Source organism: Streptomyces sp. ATLC9 (genome assembly GCF_057196705.1).
In genome coordinates this window covers 1-21,092 of record NZ_JBXUOY010000069.1, presented here as the reverse complement: position 1 = coordinate 21,092, position 21,092 = coordinate 1, and the positions used below count along the sequence as shown (strand labels likewise).

21 protein-coding genes are annotated in these 21,092 nt (G+C 74.2%); 15 read left to right on the top strand and 6 right to left on the bottom strand.

The features are described from left to right. Positions 1–145: 145 nt before the first annotated feature. The 4 genes from alr (at position 146) to AC2CJA_RS10490 (ending at position 3,471) form a co-directional block, all read left to right on the top strand. Positions 146–1,339, top strand: coding sequence for an alanine racemase (gene alr, locus AC2CJA_RS10505; protein ID WP_484602392.1), 1,194 nt, complete (start codon positions 146–148; stop codon positions 1,337–1,339). A 7-nt stretch (positions 1,340–1,346) separates the two neighbouring features. Beyond that, a complete protein-coding gene (locus AC2CJA_RS10500; RefSeq protein WP_484602391.1) occupies positions 1,347–2,600 on the top strand; it encodes an alpha/beta fold hydrolase in 1,254 nt (417 codons plus the stop codon). Positions 2,601–2,604: 4 nt separating this feature from the next. Further along, entirely contained in the window at positions 2,605–3,084 is a 480-nt protein-coding gene (gene tsaE, locus AC2CJA_RS10495; protein ID WP_484602390.1) for a tRNA (adenosine(37)-N6)-threonylcarbamoyltransferase complex ATPase subunit type 1 TsaE, read from the top strand. A gap of 261 nt (positions 3,085–3,345) precedes the next feature. Then, complete coding sequence (locus AC2CJA_RS10490; protein WP_484602389.1) at positions 3,346–3,471, top strand: hypothetical protein; 126 nt, start codon at positions 3,346–3,348, stop codon at positions 3,469–3,471. Positions 3,472–3,520: 49 nt separating this feature from the next. On the opposite strand, the gene AC2CJA_RS10485 is transcribed toward AC2CJA_RS10490, so the two are convergent. Together AC2CJA_RS10485 and AC2CJA_RS10480 are read right to left on the bottom strand one after the other, a co-directional pair. Continuing rightward, entirely contained in the window at positions 3,521–4,135 is a 615-nt protein-coding gene (locus AC2CJA_RS10485) for a DUF6328 family protein (RefSeq protein ID WP_484602388.1), read from the bottom strand. A gap of 121 nt (positions 4,136–4,256) precedes the next feature. Next, entirely contained in the window at positions 4,257–4,859 is a 603-nt protein-coding gene (locus tag AC2CJA_RS10480) for a hypothetical protein (RefSeq protein ID WP_484602387.1), read from the bottom strand. A gap of 162 nt (positions 4,860–5,021) precedes the next feature. Between AC2CJA_RS10480 and tsaB the strand changes: the two genes are divergently transcribed. The 4 genes from tsaB to AC2CJA_RS10460 are packed head-to-tail and all read left to right on the top strand — an operon-like array spanning position 5,022 to position 7,654. Continuing rightward, positions 5,022–5,726: a tRNA (adenosine(37)-N6)-threonylcarbamoyltransferase complex dimerization subunit type 1 TsaB gene (gene tsaB, locus AC2CJA_RS10475; RefSeq protein ID WP_484602386.1), complete on the top strand. Its 705-nt coding sequence runs from the start codon at positions 5,022–5,024 to the stop codon at positions 5,724–5,726. A gap of 32 nt (positions 5,727–5,758) precedes the next feature. Continuing rightward, positions 5,759–6,298, top strand: coding sequence for a ribosomal protein S18-alanine N-acetyltransferase (gene rimI, locus AC2CJA_RS10470; RefSeq protein ID WP_484602393.1), 540 nt, complete (start codon positions 5,759–5,761; stop codon positions 6,296–6,298). After that, positions 6,291–7,394, top strand: coding sequence for a tRNA (adenosine(37)-N6)-threonylcarbamoyltransferase complex transferase subunit TsaD (tsaD, locus tag AC2CJA_RS10465; protein WP_484602385.1), 1,104 nt, complete (start codon positions 6,291–6,293; stop codon positions 7,392–7,394). The genes rimI and tsaD overlap by 8 nt, the downstream gene beginning before the upstream one ends. Further along, the gene (locus AC2CJA_RS10460; RefSeq protein ID WP_484602384.1) at positions 7,391–7,654 is read left to right on the top strand and encodes a hypothetical protein; all 264 of its coding nucleotides are present in this window, start codon (positions 7,391–7,393) and stop codon (positions 7,652–7,654) included. The genes tsaD and AC2CJA_RS10460 overlap by 4 nt, the downstream gene beginning before the upstream one ends. 565 nt (positions 7,655–8,219) lie before the next feature. Here the strand turns inward: AC2CJA_RS10460 and AC2CJA_RS10455 are convergent. After that, positions 8,220–9,422: a class I SAM-dependent methyltransferase gene (locus AC2CJA_RS10455; protein WP_484602383.1), complete on the bottom strand. Its 1,203-nt coding sequence runs from the start codon at positions 9,420–9,422 to the stop codon at positions 8,220–8,222. A gap of 12 nt (positions 9,423–9,434) precedes the next feature. Continuing rightward, the gene (locus AC2CJA_RS10450; protein ID WP_484602382.1) at positions 9,435–9,563 is read right to left on the bottom strand and encodes a hypothetical protein; all 129 of its coding nucleotides are present in this window, start codon (positions 9,561–9,563) and stop codon (positions 9,435–9,437) included. Between the two features lie 258 nt (positions 9,564–9,821). Here AC2CJA_RS10450 and groES point away from each other — a divergent pair, with 258 nt between their 5' ends. Together groES and groL are read left to right on the top strand one after the other, a co-directional pair. Continuing rightward, a complete protein-coding gene (groES, locus tag AC2CJA_RS10445) occupies positions 9,822–10,133 on the top strand; it encodes a co-chaperone GroES (protein WP_093851420.1) in 312 nt (103 codons plus the stop codon). Positions 10,134–10,239: 106 nt separating this feature from the next. Then, positions 10,240–11,859, top strand: coding sequence for a chaperonin GroEL (gene groL, locus AC2CJA_RS10440; protein ID WP_484602381.1), 1,620 nt, complete (start codon positions 10,240–10,242; stop codon positions 11,857–11,859). A gap of 148 nt (positions 11,860–12,007) precedes the next feature. On the opposite strand, the gene AC2CJA_RS10435 is transcribed toward groL, so the two are convergent. After that, complete coding sequence (locus tag AC2CJA_RS10435) at positions 12,008–12,778, bottom strand: SDR family NAD(P)-dependent oxidoreductase (RefSeq protein ID WP_484602380.1); 771 nt, start codon at positions 12,776–12,778, stop codon at positions 12,008–12,010. 237 nt (positions 12,779–13,015) lie between these two features. Here AC2CJA_RS10435 and AC2CJA_RS10430 point away from each other — a divergent pair, with 237 nt between their 5' ends. Beyond that, the gene (locus AC2CJA_RS10430; protein WP_484602379.1) at positions 13,016–13,936 is read left to right on the top strand and encodes a LysR family transcriptional regulator; all 921 of its coding nucleotides are present in this window, start codon (positions 13,016–13,018) and stop codon (positions 13,934–13,936) included. A gap of 85 nt (positions 13,937–14,021) precedes the next feature. On the opposite strand, the gene AC2CJA_RS10425 is transcribed toward AC2CJA_RS10430, so the two are convergent. Further along, positions 14,022–14,327 carry a WhiB family transcriptional regulator gene (locus AC2CJA_RS10425; protein ID WP_093660691.1) on the bottom strand — a complete coding sequence of 102 codons (306 nt, stop codon included), beginning with the start codon at positions 14,325–14,327 and terminating at the stop codon, positions 14,022–14,024. A 387-nt stretch (positions 14,328–14,714) separates the two neighbouring features. On the opposite strand from AC2CJA_RS10425, the gene AC2CJA_RS10420 reads away from it, so the two are divergent. The 4 genes from AC2CJA_RS10420 to AC2CJA_RS10405 all read left to right on the top strand — a co-directional run bounded on the left by AC2CJA_RS10420 (position 14,715) and on the right by AC2CJA_RS10405 (position 19,297). Further along, positions 14,715–15,326 carry a response regulator gene (locus tag AC2CJA_RS10420; protein ID WP_345747978.1) on the top strand — a complete coding sequence of 204 codons (612 nt, stop codon included), beginning with the start codon at positions 14,715–14,717 and terminating at the stop codon, positions 15,324–15,326. Between the two features lie 397 nt (positions 15,327–15,723). After that, a complete protein-coding gene (locus AC2CJA_RS10415; RefSeq protein WP_281250789.1) occupies positions 15,724–16,320 on the top strand; it encodes a sigma-70 family RNA polymerase sigma factor in 597 nt (198 codons plus the stop codon). A 154-nt stretch (positions 16,321–16,474) separates the two neighbouring features. Next, positions 16,475–18,004: an IMP dehydrogenase gene (gene guaB / locus AC2CJA_RS10410; RefSeq protein ID WP_484602378.1), complete on the top strand. Its 1,530-nt coding sequence runs from the start codon at positions 16,475–16,477 to the stop codon at positions 18,002–18,004. A gap of 183 nt (positions 18,005–18,187) precedes the next feature. Further along, entirely contained in the window at positions 18,188–19,297 is a 1,110-nt protein-coding gene (locus AC2CJA_RS10405) for a GuaB3 family IMP dehydrogenase-related protein (RefSeq protein WP_484602377.1), read from the top strand. Positions 19,298–21,092: the final 1,795 nt, after the last annotated feature.

The following is a 21,092-nucleotide window of genomic DNA, read 5'->3' as shown; positions in this document are numbered from 1 at the left end:
GTCCCCGAGCGTCCGGCGCAGGCGTCCCACCGGCCGTGCCCCCGCGAGTGCCGGGGGCGTGCGCCCGGCACCCGGTCCGGGGCGCGCCCCGCCCACCGGGCGGGCCGGGAGGCGGCCGGAGGGGGACCTGAGACACTGGTGGGCGATGGACGTCGTAAGTGAGCCCTCCGCCACCGGCACGGCAGCGCGGCCCCGCCCGGACGCGCACCGGGTCCGCGCCGAGATCGACCTGGCCGCGCTGCGCGCCAACGTCCGCGCCCTGCGCGAGCGCGCGGCCGGGACCGGGGCCGGGCTGATGGCCGTGGTCAAGGCCGACGCGTACGGCCACGGCATGGTCCCCTGCGCCCGAGCCGCGCGGCGGGCGGGCGCCGACTGGCTGGGGACGGCCACCCCCGAGGAGGCGCTGGCGCTGCGCGCCGCCGGGGACCGGGGCCGGCTGCTGTGCTGGCTGTGGACGCCCGGCGGACCCTGGCACGAGGCGATCGAGGCGGACGTCGACGTGTCGGCGAGCGACCCGTGGGCGCTGGGGGAGATCACGGCCGCCGCCCGCGCCCGCGGCCGTACCGCCCGCGTCCACCTGAAGGCCGACACCGGGCTGGGCCGGGGCGGCTGCCAGCCCGCCGGCTGGGAGGCGCTGACCGCCGCCGCCCGCGCCGCCGAGGCCGAGGGCACGGTGAAGGTCACCGGGGTGTGGTCGCACTTCGCCTGCGCCGACGAGCCCGGCCACCCCTCCATCGCCGCCCAGCTCGCCGCCTTCCGCGAGGCACTGGCGACCGCGGCCCGTGCCGGGCTCGACCCGGAGGTGCGGCACATCGCCAACTCGCCCGCCACCCTCACCCTCCCCGAGGCGCACTTCGACCTGGTGCGCACCGGCGTGTCGGTCTACGGCCTCTCGCCCTCCCCGGAGATCGGCGTGCCGGCGGACTTCGGACTGCGGCCGGTGATGACCCTGCGCGCCCGCCTCGCCCTGGTCAAGCGGGTGCCCGCCGGGCACGGGGTGAGCTACGGCCACCACTACACCACCCCCGGCGAGACGACCCTGGCCCTGGTCCCGGCCGGCTACGCCGACGGCGTCCCCCGGCACGCCTCGGGAGGCGGGCCGGTGCTGGTGGCGGGCAAGTGGCGGACGGTCGCCGGGCGGGTGGCCATGGACCAGTTCGTGGTGGACCTGGGTGGCGACGCGGCCGCGGAGGGCGACGAGGCGGTCCTGTTCGGGCCGGGCGACGCGGGCGAGCCGACGGCCGAGGACTGGGCCCGCGCGGTGGGCACCATCGGGTACGAGATCGTCACCCGGATCGGCGTCCGGGTGCCGCGCGTCCACCTGGACGCGGAGGCGTGACGCGGGCATGAGGGACGCAGGCGGCGGATGGGCGCGCCGCGCGGGGGTGGCCGGCGCGGTACTGGGACTGGCGGCGGCCGGGGTGGCCGCGGGGGTGGCCGTCGAGCGGCTGACCGTGCACCGGGCGGTGCGCCACAGGGCGCGCCTGGCCCTGGACGCGGCCGGACCGTACGGCTCGCTGCGCGGCACCCCCGGCCGGGCCGTGGCCGACGACGGCACCGAGCTGTACTACGAGACCGACGAGCCGGAGGGCGCGATACCCGAGGGCGCGCCCACGGTCGTCCTCAGCCACGGCTACTGCCTCGCCCAGGACGTCTGGCACTTCCAGCGGGCCGCCCTGCGCGGCGCCGCGCCCACCGCGCCCCCCACCCCCGCCCTGCGCGCCGTCTACTGGGACCAGCGCGGCCACGGCCGCTCCGGCCGCGGGCGGCCCGGCGAGACGGTCACCATGGACCGGCTCGGACGCGACCTGAAGGCGGTGCTCGACGCCGCCGTCCCCACCGGGCCGGTCGTCCTCGCCGGCCACTCGATGGGCGGGATGACGGTGATGGCCCTCGCCCACCGCCATCCCGGGTACATCGCCGAGCGCGTCGCCGCGGTGGCCCTGCTGGGCACCTCGGCCGGCAACCTCACGGAGGTGACCTTCGGGCTGCCCGCCGCCGGGGCCCGGGCGCTGCGGCGGATGGCGCCGGGGGTGCTCAGGACGCTGGCCGCGCGGGCCGATCTGGTGGAGCGGGGGCGGCGGGCGACCGCCGACCTCTTCACGGGGCTGGTCAAGCGGTACTCGTTCGGCACCCGCGACGTGGACCCGGGGGTGGCGCGCTTCGCGGAGCGGCTGATCGAGTCGGTGCCGGTCGACGTGGTCGCCGACTTCTACCCCGCCTTCGCCGAGCACGAGAAGACCGACGCGCTGACCGCCTTCGAGGAGGGGCGGCCGGCGCTGATCCTCACCGGCGACCGCGACCTGCTCACCCCGCGCGAGCACAGCGAGGCGATGGCCGGGGTGCTGCCGCACGCGGACCTGGTGGTCGTGGAGGGCGCGGGCCACCTGGTGATGCTGGAGCACCCCGAGACGGTCAACGACCACCTGGCCGAGCTGCTGACGCGTACCATCCACACCCATGGACACACCGCACCACCGGGCTCCGGGGACCGCCCCCGGGGCCGTTCCGGAGAGCCGGCACAACCCCCCGGAACCCCGGGACCCACAGGAGGGCCGGAGCTCCGGACGGACCGCGAGGATCCGCGTAGCGACCCCTGACCGGATGCGGGAGCTGGGCCGGCGGCTGGCCCGGCTGCTGCTGCCCGGCGACCTCGTCCTGCTCACCGGCGAGCTGGGCGCGGGCAAGACCACCCTCACCCGCGGACTGGGGGAGGGGCTGGACGTGCGCGGCGCGGTCACCTCGCCCACCTTCGTCATCGCCCGGGTCCACCCTCCGCTCGGTGACGGGCCCGCACTGGTGCACGTGGACGCCTACCGGCTCGGCGGCGGTCTGGAGGAGATGGAGGACCTGGACCTCGACGTCTCGCTGCCGGAGTCGGTGGTGGTCGTGGAGTGGGGCGAGGGGAAGGTCGAGGAACTGTCGGAGGACCGGCTGCACGTGGTCATCGAGCGGTCCGTGGGAGCGGCGGACGCGGACGCGGCCCCCGGTGAGGACGCGCGGACGGTGACGGTGACCGGCGTCGGCGGGCGCTGGTCGGGGCAGGACCTGTCCGCCCTCGCCGGGCCGGGGGAGGGCGCGTAGCGGGCCGGGGCCCGCAGGCACCGCACCTCGCCCGGTGCACGCCGCGTCCCGGGTTCCGACACCGTGTCGGCAAGATGTTGCGCGCGGTGCCCCCGGCGTGTTCACATGGAGGCCGGAAGGAGTGGTTAGGTACGCCTTACCACTCCCGCCCCATGAGCCACGGGAGGACCCATGGAGGCAGGGAAGCGAGAGCCCGGGACGGCCGAGCGGAACGCGCGCGCCGGTACGTCCGGGCGACCGGCGGGCGCCGGAGCGGTACCGATGCGCGATCTGCTGGCCTCGTGCGCCGCGGCCGACGCGGTCTCCACACCGCCGGCCATCGAGAGCCGCGCCACTCCCGGGGAGCCCCCGGAGGACGGCGAGGGCCCCCGGGCCGAGGCGGCCTGAGGGCCCGTACGGAACCGGAGGGTGCCGGAGGGCGCCGCTCCCGCCGGCGCTAGGAGCGTTGCTTCCACCCCTCCCGCTCCTCCTGCCTCGGCCCGACACGGCGCGCCCAGGCCGGCAGCAGGAACCAGGCGCCCACGAACCACATGAACAGCGCGCCGACGATCCACCAGGCCATGCCGTTGTCCAGCACCACGCGCAGGATCAGCAGCAGTGCGCAGGTGACCGTGCACAGCAGCAGGACCAGCCCGGTGACGGTGAGGCGGGCGGCCCACTCCACCGTCTGCGGCTTCATCCGGTGGCCGGTGACGAAGCGGTGCAGGGCCACCGGGGCGATCAGCGTGCCGGTCGCGGCCGAGCCGAGGACGACGGTGACGACGTAGATGTTGCGGTCCACGGGCCCCAGTTCGGTGAACCGCTCGGTGAAGGCGACACTCAGCAGGAAGCCGAGCAGGATCTGGATGCCCATCTGGGCGACCCTGACCTCCTGCAGCAGCTCCGTCCACCGCCGGTCGGCCCGCTCCTTCTCGGTCTCCCGGCGCTCCTCCCGGGCCTCCCGGGCCGACTCGTCCGCCCGCCGGGCGGCCCGCGCCGCCCGGTCCCCGGCGTCCCCGGACCGCCGCCCGCCGCTGTTCCTGTCCGCCGTCATGTCCGTCCCCGGTGTCATGCCACCGCCCCTTCTCCAGCGCCCGTCCGCCTGTTCCCCATCTGTTCGAATCGGAGGAGGGCAAACGTGGATGCGGATCCGGCGGAGCGGGGCCTCCCGGCGCGTGCGGGGCCGCGGGGGATCAGGGAACGACGACGACCTCCGTACCGGCCGTGGCGAACCGCCACATCGCCTCGCCGTCCGCGGCCTCGGAGCGGATGCCGCCCGTGCCCTCCTTCGGCGGCCCCTCGGGCAGCGAGCCGTCCACGGCGGCACTGAAGCCCACCACGACCCCCTCCACCTGGGTGAACAGCACCACATGGGCGACGGGTACCCCGTCGGACCCGGTGACGCGCTCGGTGCGGCCGCTCTCGCTCACCGTGTACTCGCCCGGCAGCGGGTCCACCGCACCGGGGACGACGCGGTAGGTCCGGGTGACCCGCTCGTTCGCGCCCACCAGCCAGACCCGGTCGCCGCGCAGGGAGTACACGACGCGCTCACCGGCGCCGGAGCCGGCCGGCGGTGCGGGCTCCTCGCGCTCCTTCGGCTTCCCGCGGTCCTCGCCGGCCCCGGCGTCCTTCCGCGCGGCGCCCGGGGAGGGGGAGGCCGACGCGGCGGCCCCGCGTTCGCCGGGGGGCCCGTGCCGGTCCTGCGCGGCGGACGCCTGGTAGGCCAGGAAGCCGACGACGGCGAGCGCCGCCGCGGTCAGCCCGGCCACGAACGTACCCGCGCTGCTCCGTGCCACCGTCTCGCCCGCCTCCGGTAATCGCCGCTTCCCCGCCGGTCCCGGCCCCGTGCCGGAGCTCCGGCGGACCGGTGTGATCGTAGGTCCGACGGTAGCAGTCGGTAGCGGCCGCCGTACCGCGGGCGGGCACCGGCGGCCCGCGGCGCGCCGTAGGCTGAGAGCGTGCTCCTGCTCGCTCTGGATACCGCAACCCCCGCCGTCACCGTCGCCCTGCACGACGGGACGAGGACCCTCGCAGCCGCCGACGAGGTGGACGCCCGCCGCCACGGCGAACTGCTGCTCCCGGCCGTCGACCGCGTCCTGGCCGAGGCCGGCGCCGCGCTCGGCGATGTGACCGGCATCGTCGTCGGCGTCGGTCCCGGCCCGTACACCGGCCTGCGGGTCGGCCTGATGACGGCGACGACCGTCGGAGCCGCCCGCGGCATCCCCGTCCACGGCCTGTGCACGCTGGACGGCATCGCCCACGCCGCCGGGGAGGCCGGACTGGAGGGCCCCTTCGTCGTCGCCACCGACGCCCGCCGCAAGGAGGTGTACTGGGCGCGCTACTCCGACGCCCGCACCCGCCTCGGGGACCCGGCCGTGGACCGCCCGGCCGACATCGCCGAGCTGGTCGCCGGCGTCCCCGCGGTGGGCATGGGGGCCCGGCTGTACGCGGACATCTTCACCGGCGTACGCGACGACCTGCCCGAGCACGTCTCGGCGGCCGCGCTGGCGGCGCTGGCGGCCGAGCGGCTCGCGGCCGGCTCCGGTGACGGCGGGAGCGGTAGCGGCGGGGAGGCCGGGGGCTTCCTGCCGCCGCTGCCGCTGTACCTGCGGCGCCCGGACGCGCGGGTGCCGGCCAACTACAAGGTGGTCACGCCCCGGTGACCGCGCCCGCCGAGCGGCCCGCCCTGCGCGAGATGCGCTGGTGGGACATCGAACCGGTGCTGGAACTGGAACGGGAGCTGTTCCCCCACGACGCCTGGTCGCCCGCCCTGTTCTGGTCCGAACTCGCCCGCGCACGCGGCCCGCACGCCATCCGCCGCTACCTCCTGGCCGAGGACGGCGCGGGCCGCGTCGTCGGCTACGGCGGACTCGCCGCCGCGGGCGGCACCGGGGACGTCCAGACGATCGCCGCCGCCCGCGACCACTGGGGCACCGGGCTCGGCGCCCGGCTGCTCACCGCGCTGCTCGCCGCCGCCACCGACTTCGGGTGCCACGAGGTCCTGCTGGAGGTCCGGGTGGACAACGACCGTGCCCGGCGCCTGTACGAGCGCTTCGGCTTCGAGACCGTCGGCCTGCGCCGCGGCTACTACCAGCCCGGGAACGTGGACGCCCTCGTGATGCGCCGCCCGGCCGGCCCCGTGCCGGGCCCCGAGCGGGACCCCGCCCCGGACCCCGCCCCGGACCCCGCCCCCGACACCGCGACGGAACACCAAGGAACGACGACCCATGGCTGACGAACCCCTGGTCCTCGGCATCGAGACCTCCTGCGACGAGACCGGCGTGGGCATCGTGCGCGGGCACACGCTGCTCGCCGACGCGGTGGCCTCCAGCGTGGACGAGCACGCCCGGTACGGCGGCGTGGTGCCCGAGGTCGCCAGCCGCGCCCATCTGGAGGCGATGATCCCCACCATCCGGCGCGCCCTGAAGGACGCCGGCGTCGCCGCGAGCGACCTCGACGGCGTCGCCGTCACCGCCGGCCCCGGCCTGGCCGGCGCGCTGCTGGTGGGCGTCTCGGCGGCCAAGGCGTACGCGTACGCGCTGGGCAAACCGCTGTACGGCGTCAACCACCTCGCCTCGCACATCTGCGTCGACCAGCTCGAACACGGCGCGCTGCCCGAGCCGACCATGGCGCTGCTGGTCTCCGGCGGCCACTCCTCGCTGCTGCTGTCCTCCGACATCACCTCCGACGTGCGCCCGCTGGGCGCCACCATCGACGACGCGGCGGGCGAGGCGTTCGACAAGGTCGCCCGGGTGCTGAACCTCGGCTTCCCCGGCGGGCCCGTCATCGACCGCTACGCCCGCGAGGGCGACCCGGACGCCATCGCCTTCCCGCGCGGGCTGACCGGACCGCGCGACGCGCCCTACGACTTCTCCTTCTCCGGTCTGAAGACCGCCGTCGCCCGATGGATCGAGGCGAAGCGGAGCGCGGGCGAGGAGGTGCCGGTCGCCGACGTCGCCGCCTCCTTCCAGGAGGCGGTCACCGACGTGCTGACCCGCAAGGCGGTGCGCGCCTGCCGGGAGGAGGGGGTGGAACACCTGATGATCGGCGGCGGCGTCGCGGCCAACTCGCGGCTGCGCGCGATGGCCCGGGCGCGCTGCGAGGCGGCCGGCATCACTCTGCGGGTGCCGCGCCCGAAGCTGTGCACCGACAACGGCGCGATGGTCGCGGCCCTGGGCGCCGAGATGGTCGCCCGCGACCGGGCCCCCTCCGACTGGGACCTGTCGGCCGACTCCTCCCTGCCGGTCACCGAACCGCACGTCCCGGGCGCCTCGCACGGGCACGCCCACGACCACGTACACGAGACGAGCGCGGAGAACCTCTACTCATGACCGTCGCCCTGATGTGGGAGGCCCGCGCGGCGGACGGCCGCGGCGCCGAACTGCTGGAGTGGACCCGCGCCCAGGCGCTCGCCCCCGCGCCCCCGCGCCGCGAGACCTTCACCGCCCCGGCCGACCGCGTCCTGGTCATCACCTGGTGGGACGCGCCCTACGACGCCGACCTCCCCGAACTCCCCTCACCGCCGCGGGAGTTGCTCCACCGCCCGGTCCACCGCTGGCGCTTCGAGAGCGCGGACGCCGACGTGTCCTGACCGGCCGCGCGGCCTCAGCCCTCCAGCAGCGGGGCGGTGTCCAGCGCCGGGTAGGGCCGGGCAGGGGGAGGGGGCGGCCGGGATCCGCCTCGACCCGTGTCGCGTAGCGGGCCTCGGCCGGGTCCTCCTCCCGCACCGGGTCGGAGAAGGCGTACGCCTTGTTCTCCTGCCGGTGGACCAGCACGTAGACCGGTACCCCGGCGGCGGCGTAGCCGCGGTACTCCGGTCCGATGCCGGCCAGCCGGAAACCGGCCGAGCGCAGCTGGAGGCAGAACTCGGTCGCGGCGTCGTTGTGGTGGTCGTCGGGCTGCGGTGCCACGATCACCGTCCCCCCGGCGTACTCGGCCCGAATCGGCGCGTCTGCGGCCTTTTCGAACGCGATCAGCAGATCGATGGGGTCCTGCGGCCCGTTCACCGGTTCGGTGATGGGATCGGCGGCCATGGCTGTCCCCCCGTGTCGCTGATGTCAGGCTACGCCGCACCGGGTGCCCCGCGAGCGATTGTTCGCCGGCCCGTGCGCCACCCGGACCGGAACGCGTGACCGTCACCCGTACGGGTGTCCCCGTCAGCGGAGCGGGTGGCCCAGGAGCATCGTCGGGGCGCCCGCGGCGCGGGTGAGGAGGACCGTGGCCGAATGCGGGCCGGACGGCTTCACCTTCCGGCGCAACTCCTCCGGTTCGACCGCCGAGCCGCGCTTCTTGACCGTCAGCGTCCCGACGCCGCGCTCGCGCAGCAGCGCCTTCAGCCGCTTGACGTTGAAGGGGAGGGTGTCGGTGATCTCGTACGCGGTCGCGTACGGCGTCGGGCGGTGTTCGTCGGAGGTGACGTAGGCGATGGTCGGGTCGACCAGGCGTCCGCCGACCAGTCCGGCCACCTCCGCGACCAGGTGCGCCCGGATCACCGCGCCGTCCGGCTCGTACAGATAGCGGCCGACGGGGCCGCAGGGGGGATCCGGCAGGCCGGCGGAGTCCAGGACGCGGGGGCCGGGCAGCAGGGTGGCGCGTACCCGGGGCGCCCCGCGCGAGGCGGCGCCGAACCACAGCACGGCCTCCTTCACGTCCCCGCCGTCGGAGATCCACTCCGCCGCCGCGCCCTCCGGTACCGCCTCGTGCGGGATGCCGGGGGCCACCTTCAGCGCGGCGAGCGGGGCGCGCCGGGCGGCCTCCACCGCCCGGGAAAGCGGTGGCGAGTACGCCTCGGGGTCGAAGATCCGGCCGCGTCCGCCGCGGCGGGCCGGATCGGCGAAGACGGCGTCGAAGCCGGACGCGTCCACCTCCGTCACGTCCGCGCAGCGCACCTCGATGCGGTCGGACAGGCCCAGCGCCCCGGCGTTGGCGCGGGCGACGGCGCAGGCCAGCGGGGAGCGGTCGACGGCCAGGACCTCGATCCCGGCGCGGGCCAGCGCGATGGCGTCACCGCCGTTGCCGCAGCACAGGTCGGCCAGCCGCCGCACCCCGAGGGCGGCGAAGCGGCCGGCGCGGTACGCGGCCACGCTCGCGCGGGTGGCCTGCTCCACGCCGTCGGGGGTGAAGTACATCCGCGCCGCGTCGTCGGCCCCGAACTTCGCCGCCGCCCGCTGCCGCAGCCGGGCCTGGGCGATGGCCGCCGAGACCAGCCCGGCCGGGTGGTCGCGGCGCAGCCGGGTGGCGACGGCCAGCTCCCGCCCGGGGTCGTAGGACCGAAGCTCCGCCAGCAGGGCCTGCCCCTCGTCGGTCAGCAGGCGCTGGAAGGCGGAGAGGGGGTCGCCGAGGGCCGGGTTGGTGCTCACCTCACCGGCCCGTCACCGCGGCGCGCGGTACAACGCGGTCAGCTCGAAGCGCGGGGCGTCCGGCGGCAGCCGGTCCGGGTCGTCGGCGGTCCAGCCGCCGGGCGGCGGGTGAAACCAGTCGGGCAGGGGCTCTGCGGTCATCGGCGGTACTCCTTGACGGGCGGGCGCCTGTGACGCGGTACGGGGTCAGCGTACCGGCGTACCGGCGCGCAACGCGCCGTGCGCTGGCACTCCAGTTGACTGAGTGCTAACACCGTCATAGTCTCAGCTTTGGCACTCCCCCATGGAGAGTGCCAACTCAAGCGACGGGCAGATCCGGCACCCGCGACGACGGATCTACCAGGTCGCCACCCCAGACATCCAAACCCCGCCGAGATCTCCGAAGGGGGAGGTCGGATCGTGACGACCGCCACCAGCTCCAAGGTTGCCATCAAGCCGCTCGAGGACCGCATCGTGGTCCAGCCGCTCGACGCCGAGCAGACCACGGCTTCCGGCCTGGTCATCCCGGACACCGCGAAGGAGAAGCCCCAGGAGGGCACCGTCCTCGCCGTCGGTCCGGGCCGCTTCGAGGACGGCAACCGCCTGCCGCTCGACGTCAAGGTCGGCGACACCGTGCTGTACAGCAAGTACGGCGGCACCGAGGTGAAGTACAACAACGAGGAGTACCTCGTCCTCTCGGCGCGCGACGTTCTCGCGATCATCGAGAAGTAAGCACCGCGAAGACTGCCTGTGATCCGCGCCCTGGTACCCGCGTCCGAGACGTCCGGGGCCGGGGCGCGGTTCCTTTGACGAGGACTCCGAGAGGACCCAAGCAACCATGGCGAAGATCCTGAAGTTCGACGAGGACGCCCGTCGCGCCCTCGAGCGCGGTGTCAACAAGCTCGCCGACACCGTGAAGGTGACGATCGGCCCCAGGGGCCGCAACGTCGTCATCGACAAGAAGTTCGGCGCCCCGACCATCACCAACGACGGCGTCACCATCGCCCGCGAGGTCGAGGTCGAGGACCCGTACGAGAACCTGGGCGCCCAGCTCGTGAAGGAGGTGGCGACCAAGACCAACGACATCGCGGGTGACGGCACCACCACCGCCACCGTGCTGGCCCAGGCGCTGGTCCGCGAGGGCCTGCGCAACGTCGCCGCCGGCGCCTCCCCGGCCGCCCTGAAGAAGGGCATCGACGCCGCGGTCAAGGCCGTCTCCGACGACCTGCTGGCCACCGCGCGCCCGATCGACGAGAAGTCCGACATCGCCGCCGTGGCCGCGCTGTCCGCCCAGGACAAGCAGGTCGGCGAGCTGATCGCCGAGGCGATGGACAAGGTCGGCAAGGACGGCGTCATCACCGTCGAGGAGTCCAACACCTTCGGTCTGGAGCTGGACTTCACCGAGGGCATGGCCTTCGACAAGGGCTACCTGTCGCCCTACATGGTCACCGACCAGGAGCGCATGGAGGCCGTCCTCGACGACCCGTACATCCTGATCCACCAGGGCAAGATCTCCTCCATCCAGGACCTGCTGCCCCTGCTGGAGAAGGTCATCCAGACCAACAGCTCCAAGCCGCTGCTGATCATCGCCGAGGACGTCGAGGGCGAGGCCCTCTCCACGCTGGTGGTCAACAAGATCCGCGGCACCTTCAACGCGGTGGCCGTCAAGGCCCCGGGCTTCGGAGACCGCCGCAAGGCGATGCTCGGCGACATGGCGACGCTGACCGGCGCCACCGTCATCGCCGAGGAGGTCGGCCTCAAGCTCGACCAGGCCGGTCTGGACGTGCTGGGTACCGCCCGCCGCGTGACCGTCACCAAGGACGACACCACCATCGTCGACGGCGGCGGCAAGGCCGACGACGTGCAGGGCCGTGTCGCGCAGATCAAGGCCGAGATCGAGACCACCGACTCCGACTGGGACCGCGAGAAGCTCCAGGAGCGCCTCGCGAAGCTGGCCGGCGGCGTGTGCGTGATCCGCGTGGGCGCGGCCACCGAGGTCGAGCTCAAGGAGAAGAAGCACCGTCTGGAGGACGCCATCTCCGCGACCCGCGCCGCGGTCGAGGAGGGCATCGTCTCCGGTGGCGGCTCCGCGCTGGTCCACGCCTCCAAGGTGCTGGGCGACAGCCTGGGCAAGGAGGGCGACGAGGCCACCGGTGTCGCGGTCGTCCGCCGGTCCCTGGTCGAGCCGATGCGCTGGATCGCCGAGAACGCCGGCCTGGAGGGCTACGTCATCACCTCCAAGGTCGCCGAGCTGGAGAAGGGCCACGGCTTCAACGCCGCGACCGGCGAGTACGTCGACCTGGTCAAGGCCGGCGTCATCGACCCGGTCAAGGTCACCCGCTCCGCCCTGGAGAACGCCGCCTCCATCGCGTCGCTGCTGCTGACGACCGAGACCCTGGTCGTCGAGAAGCCGGCCGAGGAGGAGCCGGAGGCCGCCGGCCACGGTCACGCCCACTGAGGCACGGGCTCCCGCGGCACCGCCCGCCGGTACGACGAGGCCCGGCTCCCCGGCCCACAGGGGGCCGGGCCTCGTCGCTTCCGCGTGCGGGACGGTAACGGGGGCCGGGGCGAGGACCGGGGCGGCCGTAAGGGCGGCAGTGCCCGCCTCACCTCGGACTGAAGCGCCCGGTGGTGGAGGAGGCGCGCGAGACCAGACCGCGCGGCGCGAGCCGGGCCAGGCCCAGCAGCGCCTTGTAGCGCGGGTCCGGGACGGACAGCGTCTTCCCCCTGGCCAGGTCCTCCAGCGCGGCGTCCACCACCCGGTCGGCGTTCAGCCACATCCAGCCCGGCACGCTCTGTGCCGACATCCCCGCGCGCCGGTGGAACTCGGTGCGCACGAAACCCGGGCACAGCGCCATCAGCCGCACCCCCGACGCCCCCAGGTCCCGGGCCGCGCCCTGGGTGAACTGCACGACCCACGCCTTGGACGCGCCGTAGGTGCCGCGCGGCACGAAGGCCGCCACCGAGGCCACGTTGACGATGCCGCCCCGGCCCCGCTCGCGCATGCTCTCCGCGGCGGCCGAGGTCAGCCGCAGCACGGCCTCGCAGTGCACCTTGAGCATGCGCAGCTCGTCCGCCATCGGCACCTCCAGATAGCGGCCCCTGTTGCCGAATCCGGCGTTGTTGACCAGCAGGTCCACCGGGTGCTTCCGGTCGCCGAGCCGTTCCCCGACGGCCGTGATGCCCTCGTCGGTGGCCAGGTCGGCGGTGATTATGGACGCCTCGACGCCGTGCCGGTCGTGCAGCTCGGTGGCGTGCCGGCGCAGCCGCTCGGTGTCCCGGGCGACCAGCACCACGTTGTGCCCGTCGCGTGCCAGCCGCCGGGCGAAGGCGGCGCCGATGCCGGCCGTGGCCCCTGTGATCAGTGCAGTCGTCATACGGGCACGCTATCCGGCCGGGGCCGGGGGACCGCGTGCCGGATGCGTCAGGAGGCGTACTTCCCGGTGTGCTCCAGCGCCTCCTCCCAGCCGTTCAGGTGCTCCCGGGTGAAGGCGTACACCGCCCGGTCGTCGCCGTGAAGCGCGGGCCGCCGGACGCCGCGCAGGGCGGAAGGGCGCCTTCGAGGACGTGAACGGGTACCGGGCCGCGGGCCAGGGACTGCTTATGGTGGAGGAGTGATCGAGGCCCGCCATCTCCGTGTGCTGCGCGCGGTGGCCCGTACCGGTTCGCTCTCGGCCGCCGCCCGCGCGCTGGGCTGCACGCAGCCCGCCGTCAGCCAGCAGATGAAGGTCCTGGAGCAGACGGCGGGCACTGTGCTGCTGGTGCGCGCCGGCCGTGAGACGCGCCTCACCGAGGCGGGCGAGGCGCTGGTGCGGCACGCGGCGGGGATCCTGGCCGGGCTGGCCGCCGCCGAGGAGGAGGTGGCCGCCATCGCCGGGCTGCGGGTGGGCCGGGTCCGGCTGGTGTCCTTCCCCAGCGCCAGCTCCGCGATCGTGCCCGCGGCCGTCGCCGCGATGCGCGCGGAGCATCCCGGGGCCCGGGTGTCGCTGGTCGAGGCGCAGCCGCCGCACTCGGCGCGGGCGCTCCGCGAGGGCGAGTGCGACATCGCCCTCTCCTACCGCTATCCGGATGCCGCCGGGCCGGTGGGGAGCGATCCGGAGTGGAGGGATCTGGTGGTGCGGCCGCTGCTGACCGAGCGGCTGGTGGGGCTGGTCCCCCGGGACCACCGCCTGGCGCGGGCGGCGGAGGCGGGGGAGGAGGTCGGGCTCGCGGAGCTGGCCGGGGAGCCCTGGATCGCGGGCTGCCCGCGCTGCCGGGGGCATCTGGTGGAGGTGTGCGAGAGCGCGGGCTTCACCCCGCGGATCGACTTCGCCACCGACGACTACCCGGCCGTGGTGGGACTGGTGGGTGCGGGGCTGGGCGTGGCCGTGCTGCCCGAGCTGGCGGTGGAGTCGGTGCGGCCCCGGGGGGTGCGGACCGTGGGCATCCGCCCGGAGGTGCGGCGCGAGGTGGCTGCCCTGACACTGCCGGACCTCGCCCGGGTGCCGGTGGTCGCCGCCATGCTGGACCGGCTCTCGGACGCGGCCCGCCGCTGACGCGGGCCGCGTCCGGCGCGCCCGGCACCCGGACGTGCCGGGGGCCGGATCCGTGGGGGGTGTCGGGGGCGTGCGGAGCGCGGCGCTACGCTCCGGCCGCGCCGACCAGCCTGGTGCGGGCCCGCCCCATGAGTTCCTCGCGCTCGTCCTCGGTCAGTCCGCCCCACACCCCGTAGGGCTCACGCACGGTGAGCGCGTGGGCGGCGCACTCCGCCCGCACCGGGCAGCGCATGCACACCTCCTTCGCGGACGCCTCGCGTGCGCTGCGGGCCGCTCCGCGCTCCCCCTCGGGGTGGAAGAACAGCGAGCTGTCGACTCCTCGACAGGCGGCCAGCAGCTGCCAGTCCCACAGATCGGCGTTGGGACCCGGAAGGCGGGAGAAATCTGCCATGGCTCGTCCTCTCGAAGCGAACTGATGCCGGTGAACCAGTCGAGAACAGTCACGACCGTACATCCACGGTATGAGTAGATGTAAATATGCATCTTCGGGATTCTTGGGACATACGCGAGTAATAAAAAGAAAACCCGCCAAACAGGGCAAATGACGACACGGCCGCTGATCTGCGTGGGATACCCCCTCCGTGTCTGCGCCATCACGTAGGGTGTTGAAAGCGGACGCCGGAGACCGTAACTCTTTCGGGTGACCGTCGTTGAGTGTGCGGAGGCGGTTGACACAGACAAGTGCCGGATGGATGTCCGGGGCGGTCAACCGCACAGGTGACGATTCGTACCAGCCCTGGAGGCTTAAGGTGATGCGCATGAGCTGCGGAGGGCGATCATGACTTCCGTCCTCGTCTGCGACGACTCCCCGCTTGCCCGAGAGGCGCTGCGCCGCGCGGTCGCGACCGTGCCCGGCGTGGAACGTGTGACGACCGCGGCCAACGGCGAGGAAGTCCTCCGCCGCTGGGGCGCGGACCGGTCCGACCTCATCCTCATGGACGTTCGGATGCCCGGCCTGGGCGGTGTCGAGACCGTGCGGCGCCTGCTGTCGGCCGACCCCGGCGCCCGCGTCATCATGCTGACCGTGGCGGAGGACCTGGACGGCGTCGCACTCGCCGTCGCCGCCGGCGCCCGCGGCTACCTGCACAAGGACGCCTCGCGCGCCGAGCTGCGGGCCACGGTCACCCAGGCGCTGGCCGACCCCACCTGGCGGCTCGCGCCGCGGCGGCTGCGCTCGGCCGAGATGGGCGCCGCGCCGACACTCACCGCCCGTGAGATCCAGGTGCTGGAGGGTATGAGCCACGGCCGCTCCAACGCCGAGATCGGACGCGAGCTGTTCCTGTCCGAGGACACGGTGAAGACCCATGCGCGGAGACTGTTCAAGAAGCTCGGGGCCTCCGACAGGGCACATGCCGTGGCGCTCGGCTTCCGCTGGGGTCTCGTCCGTTAGGGCGTGCCGTGGAAGTCCCGTCCGCCGTCCGGTCTCCTCCCGGACGGCGGACACCCGGCGGCACCGGAGCGGTGGAGCCGCCGCGCTCCCCGCCCGCGGCCGTCCTCGCACGTCGTACGTACTGTGTGCGCGGGGCGCGTGGGGTGTGGCCGGTGCGCCCGGGAAGAGGATCCGCCGACCCCGGGGCGCCGTGAGGCGGCGGAGCTCCGGGCGGAGCTCCGGTGCCGTAATCTCCGGTGTGCCGCATCCTGGAGGTATGGAGTTCCTCGGGGACGTGACGGTCAGGCGTGAGGGGAGGGCGCGGGACGTGACAGCGAGTGCCCCCGCCCATAACGCTTCAGTGCACAACCACGGACGGGGTGCGGCGGAACGGCCGCGCCGGGTGCACCATGGACCGATGCGTGACGACGAGACGCCATCCGCGGCGGACGGCCGCGGTGAGATCGGTGCCCTCGTCCAGCGTGCGGTGGAGGGCGACGAGCGGGCCACCCACGACCTCCTCGCCCGCGTCCACCCCCTCGCCCTGCGGTACTGCAGGACGCGGCTGACCCGGCTGCCCGGGGACGCCCGGCACTTCGTGGACGACCTGGCACAGGAGGTCTGCCTGGCGGTGCTGTGCGCGCTGCCGCGCTACCGCGACACCGGCAAGCCCTTCGAGGCGTTCGTGGTCGCCATCGCCCAGCACAAGGTCGCCGACCTCCAGCGGGCCGCCATGCGCGGGCCGGGCAGCACCGCGGTGCCCTCGGACGAGATGCCCGAGCGGCCCGACGACTCGCTGGGCCCGGAGGAGCGGGCCCTGCTGAGCAGCGACGCGGAGTGGGCGAGGAAGCTGCTGGCCAACCTTCCCGAACACCAGCGCGAGCTGGTGCTGCTGCGGGTGGCGGTCGGACTCACCGCCGAGGAGACCGGGCAGATGCTCGGAATGTCCCCGGGGGCCGTACGCGTTGCCCAGCATCGAGCCCTGTCGCGGCTGCGCGCTCTCGCGGAGCAGTGATCCGGGGCCGGCCACAGCTGTTCGGCGGTCCGGCGGCGGTCCCGCGACCGGAGCCGCGGACGGTTCCGCGGGCGGCACGGGGCCCTTCCCGGGCCCGTTAGCATGGACGTCCGCGCCGGGCAAGAGTATTGGGGAAGGTGCCATGGAAGGCGTCATGACGGACAACGTCGGCAGTGCGGGCAGCGTCGGCGGTGCCGACGGGGTTCCCGCGAAGTTCGCCGCACTCGGGCTGACCTACGACGACGTGCTGCTGCTGCCGGGCGAGTCGGACATGGCCCCGCAGGACATCGACACCTCCTCGTACGTCTCGCGCAACGTGAGGGTGAACGTCCCGCTGATCTCCGCGGCGATGGACAAGGTCACCGAGGCCCGCATGGCGATCGCCATGGCCCGGCAGGGCGGTGTCGGCGTGCTGCACCGCAACCTGTCGATCGAGGGCCAGGCCGACCAGGTCGACCAGGTCAAGCGGTCGGAGTCCGGCATGGTCACCGATCCGATCACCATCCGCCCCGACGCCACGCTGCGCGAGGCCGACCAGCTGTGCGGCCGCTTCCGCATCAGCGGCGTGCCGGTCACCGACGCGACCGGCAGGCTGCTGGGCATCGTCACCAACCGCGACATGGCCTTCGAGACCGACCGCAGCCGCGAGGTCCGCGAGGTCATGACGCCGATGCCGCTGGTCACCGGCAAGGTGGGCATCTCGCGTGCGGACGCCATGGAGCTGCTGCGCCGCCACAAGATCGAGAAACTGCCGCTGGTCGACGGCGAGGGCGTGCTCAAGGGCCTGATCACCGTCAAGGACTTCGTCAAGGCGGAGAAGTACCCGCACGCCGCCAAGGACGCCGAGGGCCGGCTCATCGTCGGCGCGGCGGTCGGGGTGGCCGGCGACGCCTTCGAGCGGGCCCAGGCGCTGATCGAGGCGGGCGCCGACTTCATCGTCGTGGACACCGCGCACGGCCACTCGAAGCTGGTCGGCGAGATGATCGCCAAGATCAAGTCCAACTCCTCGGTCGACGTGGTGGGCGGCAACGTCGCCACCCGCGACGGCGCCAGGGCGCTGATCGACTCCGGCGCCGACGGCGTCAAGGTCGGCGTCGGTCCGGGCTCGATCTGCACCACCCGCGTCGTCGCCGGCATCGGCGTCCCGCAGGTCACCGCGATCTACGAGGCCGCCCTCGCCGCGAGGGAGAGCGGCGTCCCGGTCGTCGGCGACGGCGGGCTGCAGTACAGCGGCGACATCGCCAAGGCCCTGGTCGCCGGCGCCGACACCGTGATGCTCGGCAGCCTGCTGGCCGGCTGCGAGGAGTCGCCGGGCGAGCTGCTGTTCATCAACGGCAAGCAGTTCAAGTCCTACCGCGGCATGGGCTCGCTGGGTGCGATGCAGTCGCGCGGCCAGGCCAAGTCCTACTCCAAGGACCGCTACTTCCAGGAGGCGGTCGGCGCCGACGACAAGCTCATCCCCGAGGGCGTCGAGGGCCAGGTCCCCTACCGCGGCCCGCTGGGCGCGGTGGTGCACCAGCTCGTCGGCGGCCTGCGGCAGTCGATGTTCTACGTCGGAGGCCGGACGGTGCCGGAGCTGAAGGCCAGGGGCCGCTTCGTGCGCATCACCGCGGCCGGGCTCAAGGAGAGCCATCCGCACGACGTCCAGATGACCACCGAGGCGCCGAACTACTCCCGGCGCTGAGACGGACCGGCCGGAAGCGGGCCCCGCCCCCCCCCGCCCGGGCCCCGAGCCGCGCCCCCCCGCCGGCGCCCCCGCGGCCCCCCCCGGCCCCCCCCCCCCCCCCCCCCCCCCCGCCCCCGGTGCGCGCCCCCGGTGCCCCGCTCGGGGATACTGGGGGCGTAGACCGTAGGAAGGGCACAGCACGTGACTGAGATCGAGATCGGCCGCGGCAAGCGCGGGAGGCGGGCGTACGCCTTCGACGACATCGCGGTGGTGCCCAGCCGCCGCACGCGGGACCCGAAGGAGGTCTCGATCGCCTGGCAGATCGACGCCTACCGCTTCGAGCTGCCGTTCCTGGCCGCCCCGATGGACTCGGTCGTCTCGCCGCGCACCGCGATCCGCATCGGCGAGCTGGGCGGCCTGGGGGTGCTCAACCTCGAGGGCCTGTGGACGCGTTACGAGGACCCCGAGCCGCTGCTCCACGAGATCGCCGAGCTGGACGAGGACGCGGCGACCCGCCGCCTCCAGGAGATCTACTCCGCCCCCGTCCGGGAGGAGCTGATCGGGCAGCGGATCAAGGAGGTGCGCGACTCCGGCGTGGTGACGGCCGCCGCGCTGTCGCCGCAGCGCACCGCGCAGTTCTCCAAGGCGGTCGTGGACGCGGGCGTGGACATCTTCGTCATCCGCGGCACCACCGTCTCCGCCGAGCACGTCTCCTCGGCGGCCGAACCGCTCAACCTCAAGCAGTTCATCTACGAGCTCGACGTCCCCGTCATCGTCGGCGGCTGCGCCACGTACACCGCCGCGCTGCACCTGATGCGTACCGGTGCGGCGGGCGTGCTCGTCGGCTTCGGCGGCGGCGCCGCGCACACCACCCGCAACGTGCTGGGCATCCAGGTGCCGATGGCCACCGCCGTCGCCGACGTGGCGGCGGCCCGCCGCGACTACCTGGACGAGTCCGGCGGCCGGTACGTCCACGTCATCGCCGACGGCGGCGTGGGCTGGTCCGGCGACCTGCCCAAGGCCGTCGCCTGCGGCGCGGACGCGGTGATGATGGGCTCCCCGCTGGCCCGTGCCACCGATGCGCCCGGCCACGGGCACCACTGGGGCATGGAGGCCGTCCACGAGGACGTGCCGCGTGGCAGACGCGTCAACCTCGGCACGGTCGGCACCACCGAGGAGATCCTGCTCGGTCCCTCGCACAGCCCCGAGGGCCACATGAACTTCTTCGGCGCCCTGCGCCGGGCCATGGCCACCACGGGCTACTCGGAGCTCAAGGAGTTCCAGCGCGTGGAGGTCACCGTCTCCCGCTGACGGCGGTCCTCCGGGGCACCCCGGAGCGTGAGGGGCCGGGCGGATTCCCAGCCGTCCGTTCCCGGACGCGTCCCCGCGTCGATCTCGCGCCGCCTCACCCGGCTCCCCAATGCCTCGCGGCAACCGAAGCCGATCTCGTCGGTGACCGCCTGCGGAGCGGCCGCCCCGTACAGGTGGTCGTCAAGGACCTCGGCGGTCATGGGCCCTGTGCGGTGACGGAGGCCAAGGGGTGACGAGAGGGCCGCGCCGTGACTGGCTCTTTGGCGAAATCGAGTCTCCGTTCGAGCCGGGGAGATTCGTCTTCGCTACTCGCTCTCAAGACTCGAACGGAGCATCGGGGACACCGGCACCGCTGTTCAGGGGCGCTCCCCTCGATGTCGACACACTGAGCCACCTGTCGTTCTGTACGGGTTTCGGAGGGACAGAGCCGACATCGCGACTCTCACCCGGAGTGCACTTTTCGTCACTTTTAATAATATTATGTGCGGCTGCTGTCCGAGCAGCCGCACACAACCACAGAGGAGAAGCGATGAACGCACGCTCCCGCTACGGTCTTCTCAGAGGCCGGCGCGAGAAGTTGTGGAGTCTGGTCGGTGGAGTCGCCATCGCCTCGGCCGCACTGTCCGGAGGTCAGTTCGCGGTAGCGGCTTCTGCGCCGGCGGCACCTTCAAGTCAGGCTGAGGACGGAGAAGAGACCCTGTCTTGCTCCATCTACGTTTGGCTCTGCCCCGGTCCGACGGGTCCGACGGGTCCGACGGGTCCGACCGGTCCGGCGGGTGCTGATGGCGCGACGGGTCCGACGGGTCCGACGGGTGCGACGGGTCCGACCGGTCCGGCGGGTGCTGACGGTGCGACGGGTGCGACGGGTCCGACCGGTCCGGCGGGTGCTGACGGTGCGACCGGTGCGACGGGTCCGACCGGTCCGGCGGGTGCTGACGGTGCGACCGGTGCGACGGGTCCGACCGGTCCGGCGGGTGCCGATGGTGCTGACGGTGCGACCGGTGCGACGGGTCCGGCGGGTGCCGATGGTGCGACGGGTCCGACGGGTCCGACCGGTCCGGCGGGTGCCGATGGTGCGACCGGTGCGACCGGTCCGGCGGGTGCCGATGGTGCGACCGGTGCGACCGGTCCGGCGGGTGCCGATGGTGCGACGGGTCCGACCGGTCCGGCGGGTCCGGCGGGTGCCGATGGTGCGACGGGTCCGACCGGTCCGGCGGGTCCGGCGGGTGCCGATGGTGCGACCGGTGCGACGGGTCCGACGGGTCCGGCGGGTGCCGATGGTGCGACGGGTCCGGCGGGTCCGGCGGGTGCCGATGGTGCGACGGGTCCGGCGGGTGCCGATGGTGCGACGGGTCCGGCGGGTCCGGCGGGTCCGGCGGGTGCCGATGGTGCGACCGGTGCGACGGGTCCGACCGGTCCGGCGGGTGCCGATGGTGCGACGGGTCCGACGGGTCCGGCGGGTGCCGATGGTGCGACGGGTCCGACCGGTCCGGCGGGTCCGGCGGGTGCCGATGGTGCGACCGGTGCGACGGGTCCGACCGGTCCGGCGGGTGCCGATGGTGCGACGGGTCCGACGGGTCCGACGGGTCCGGCGGGTCCGGCGGGTGCCGATGGTGCGACCGGTGCGACGGGTCCGACGGGTCCGGCGGGTGCCGATGGTGCGACCGGTGCGACGGGTCCGACCGGTCCGGCGGGTGCCGATGGTGCGACGGGTCCGACCGGTCCGGCGGGTCCGGCGGGTGCCGATGGTGCGACCGGTGCGACGGGTCCGACCGGTCCGGCGGGTGCCGATGGT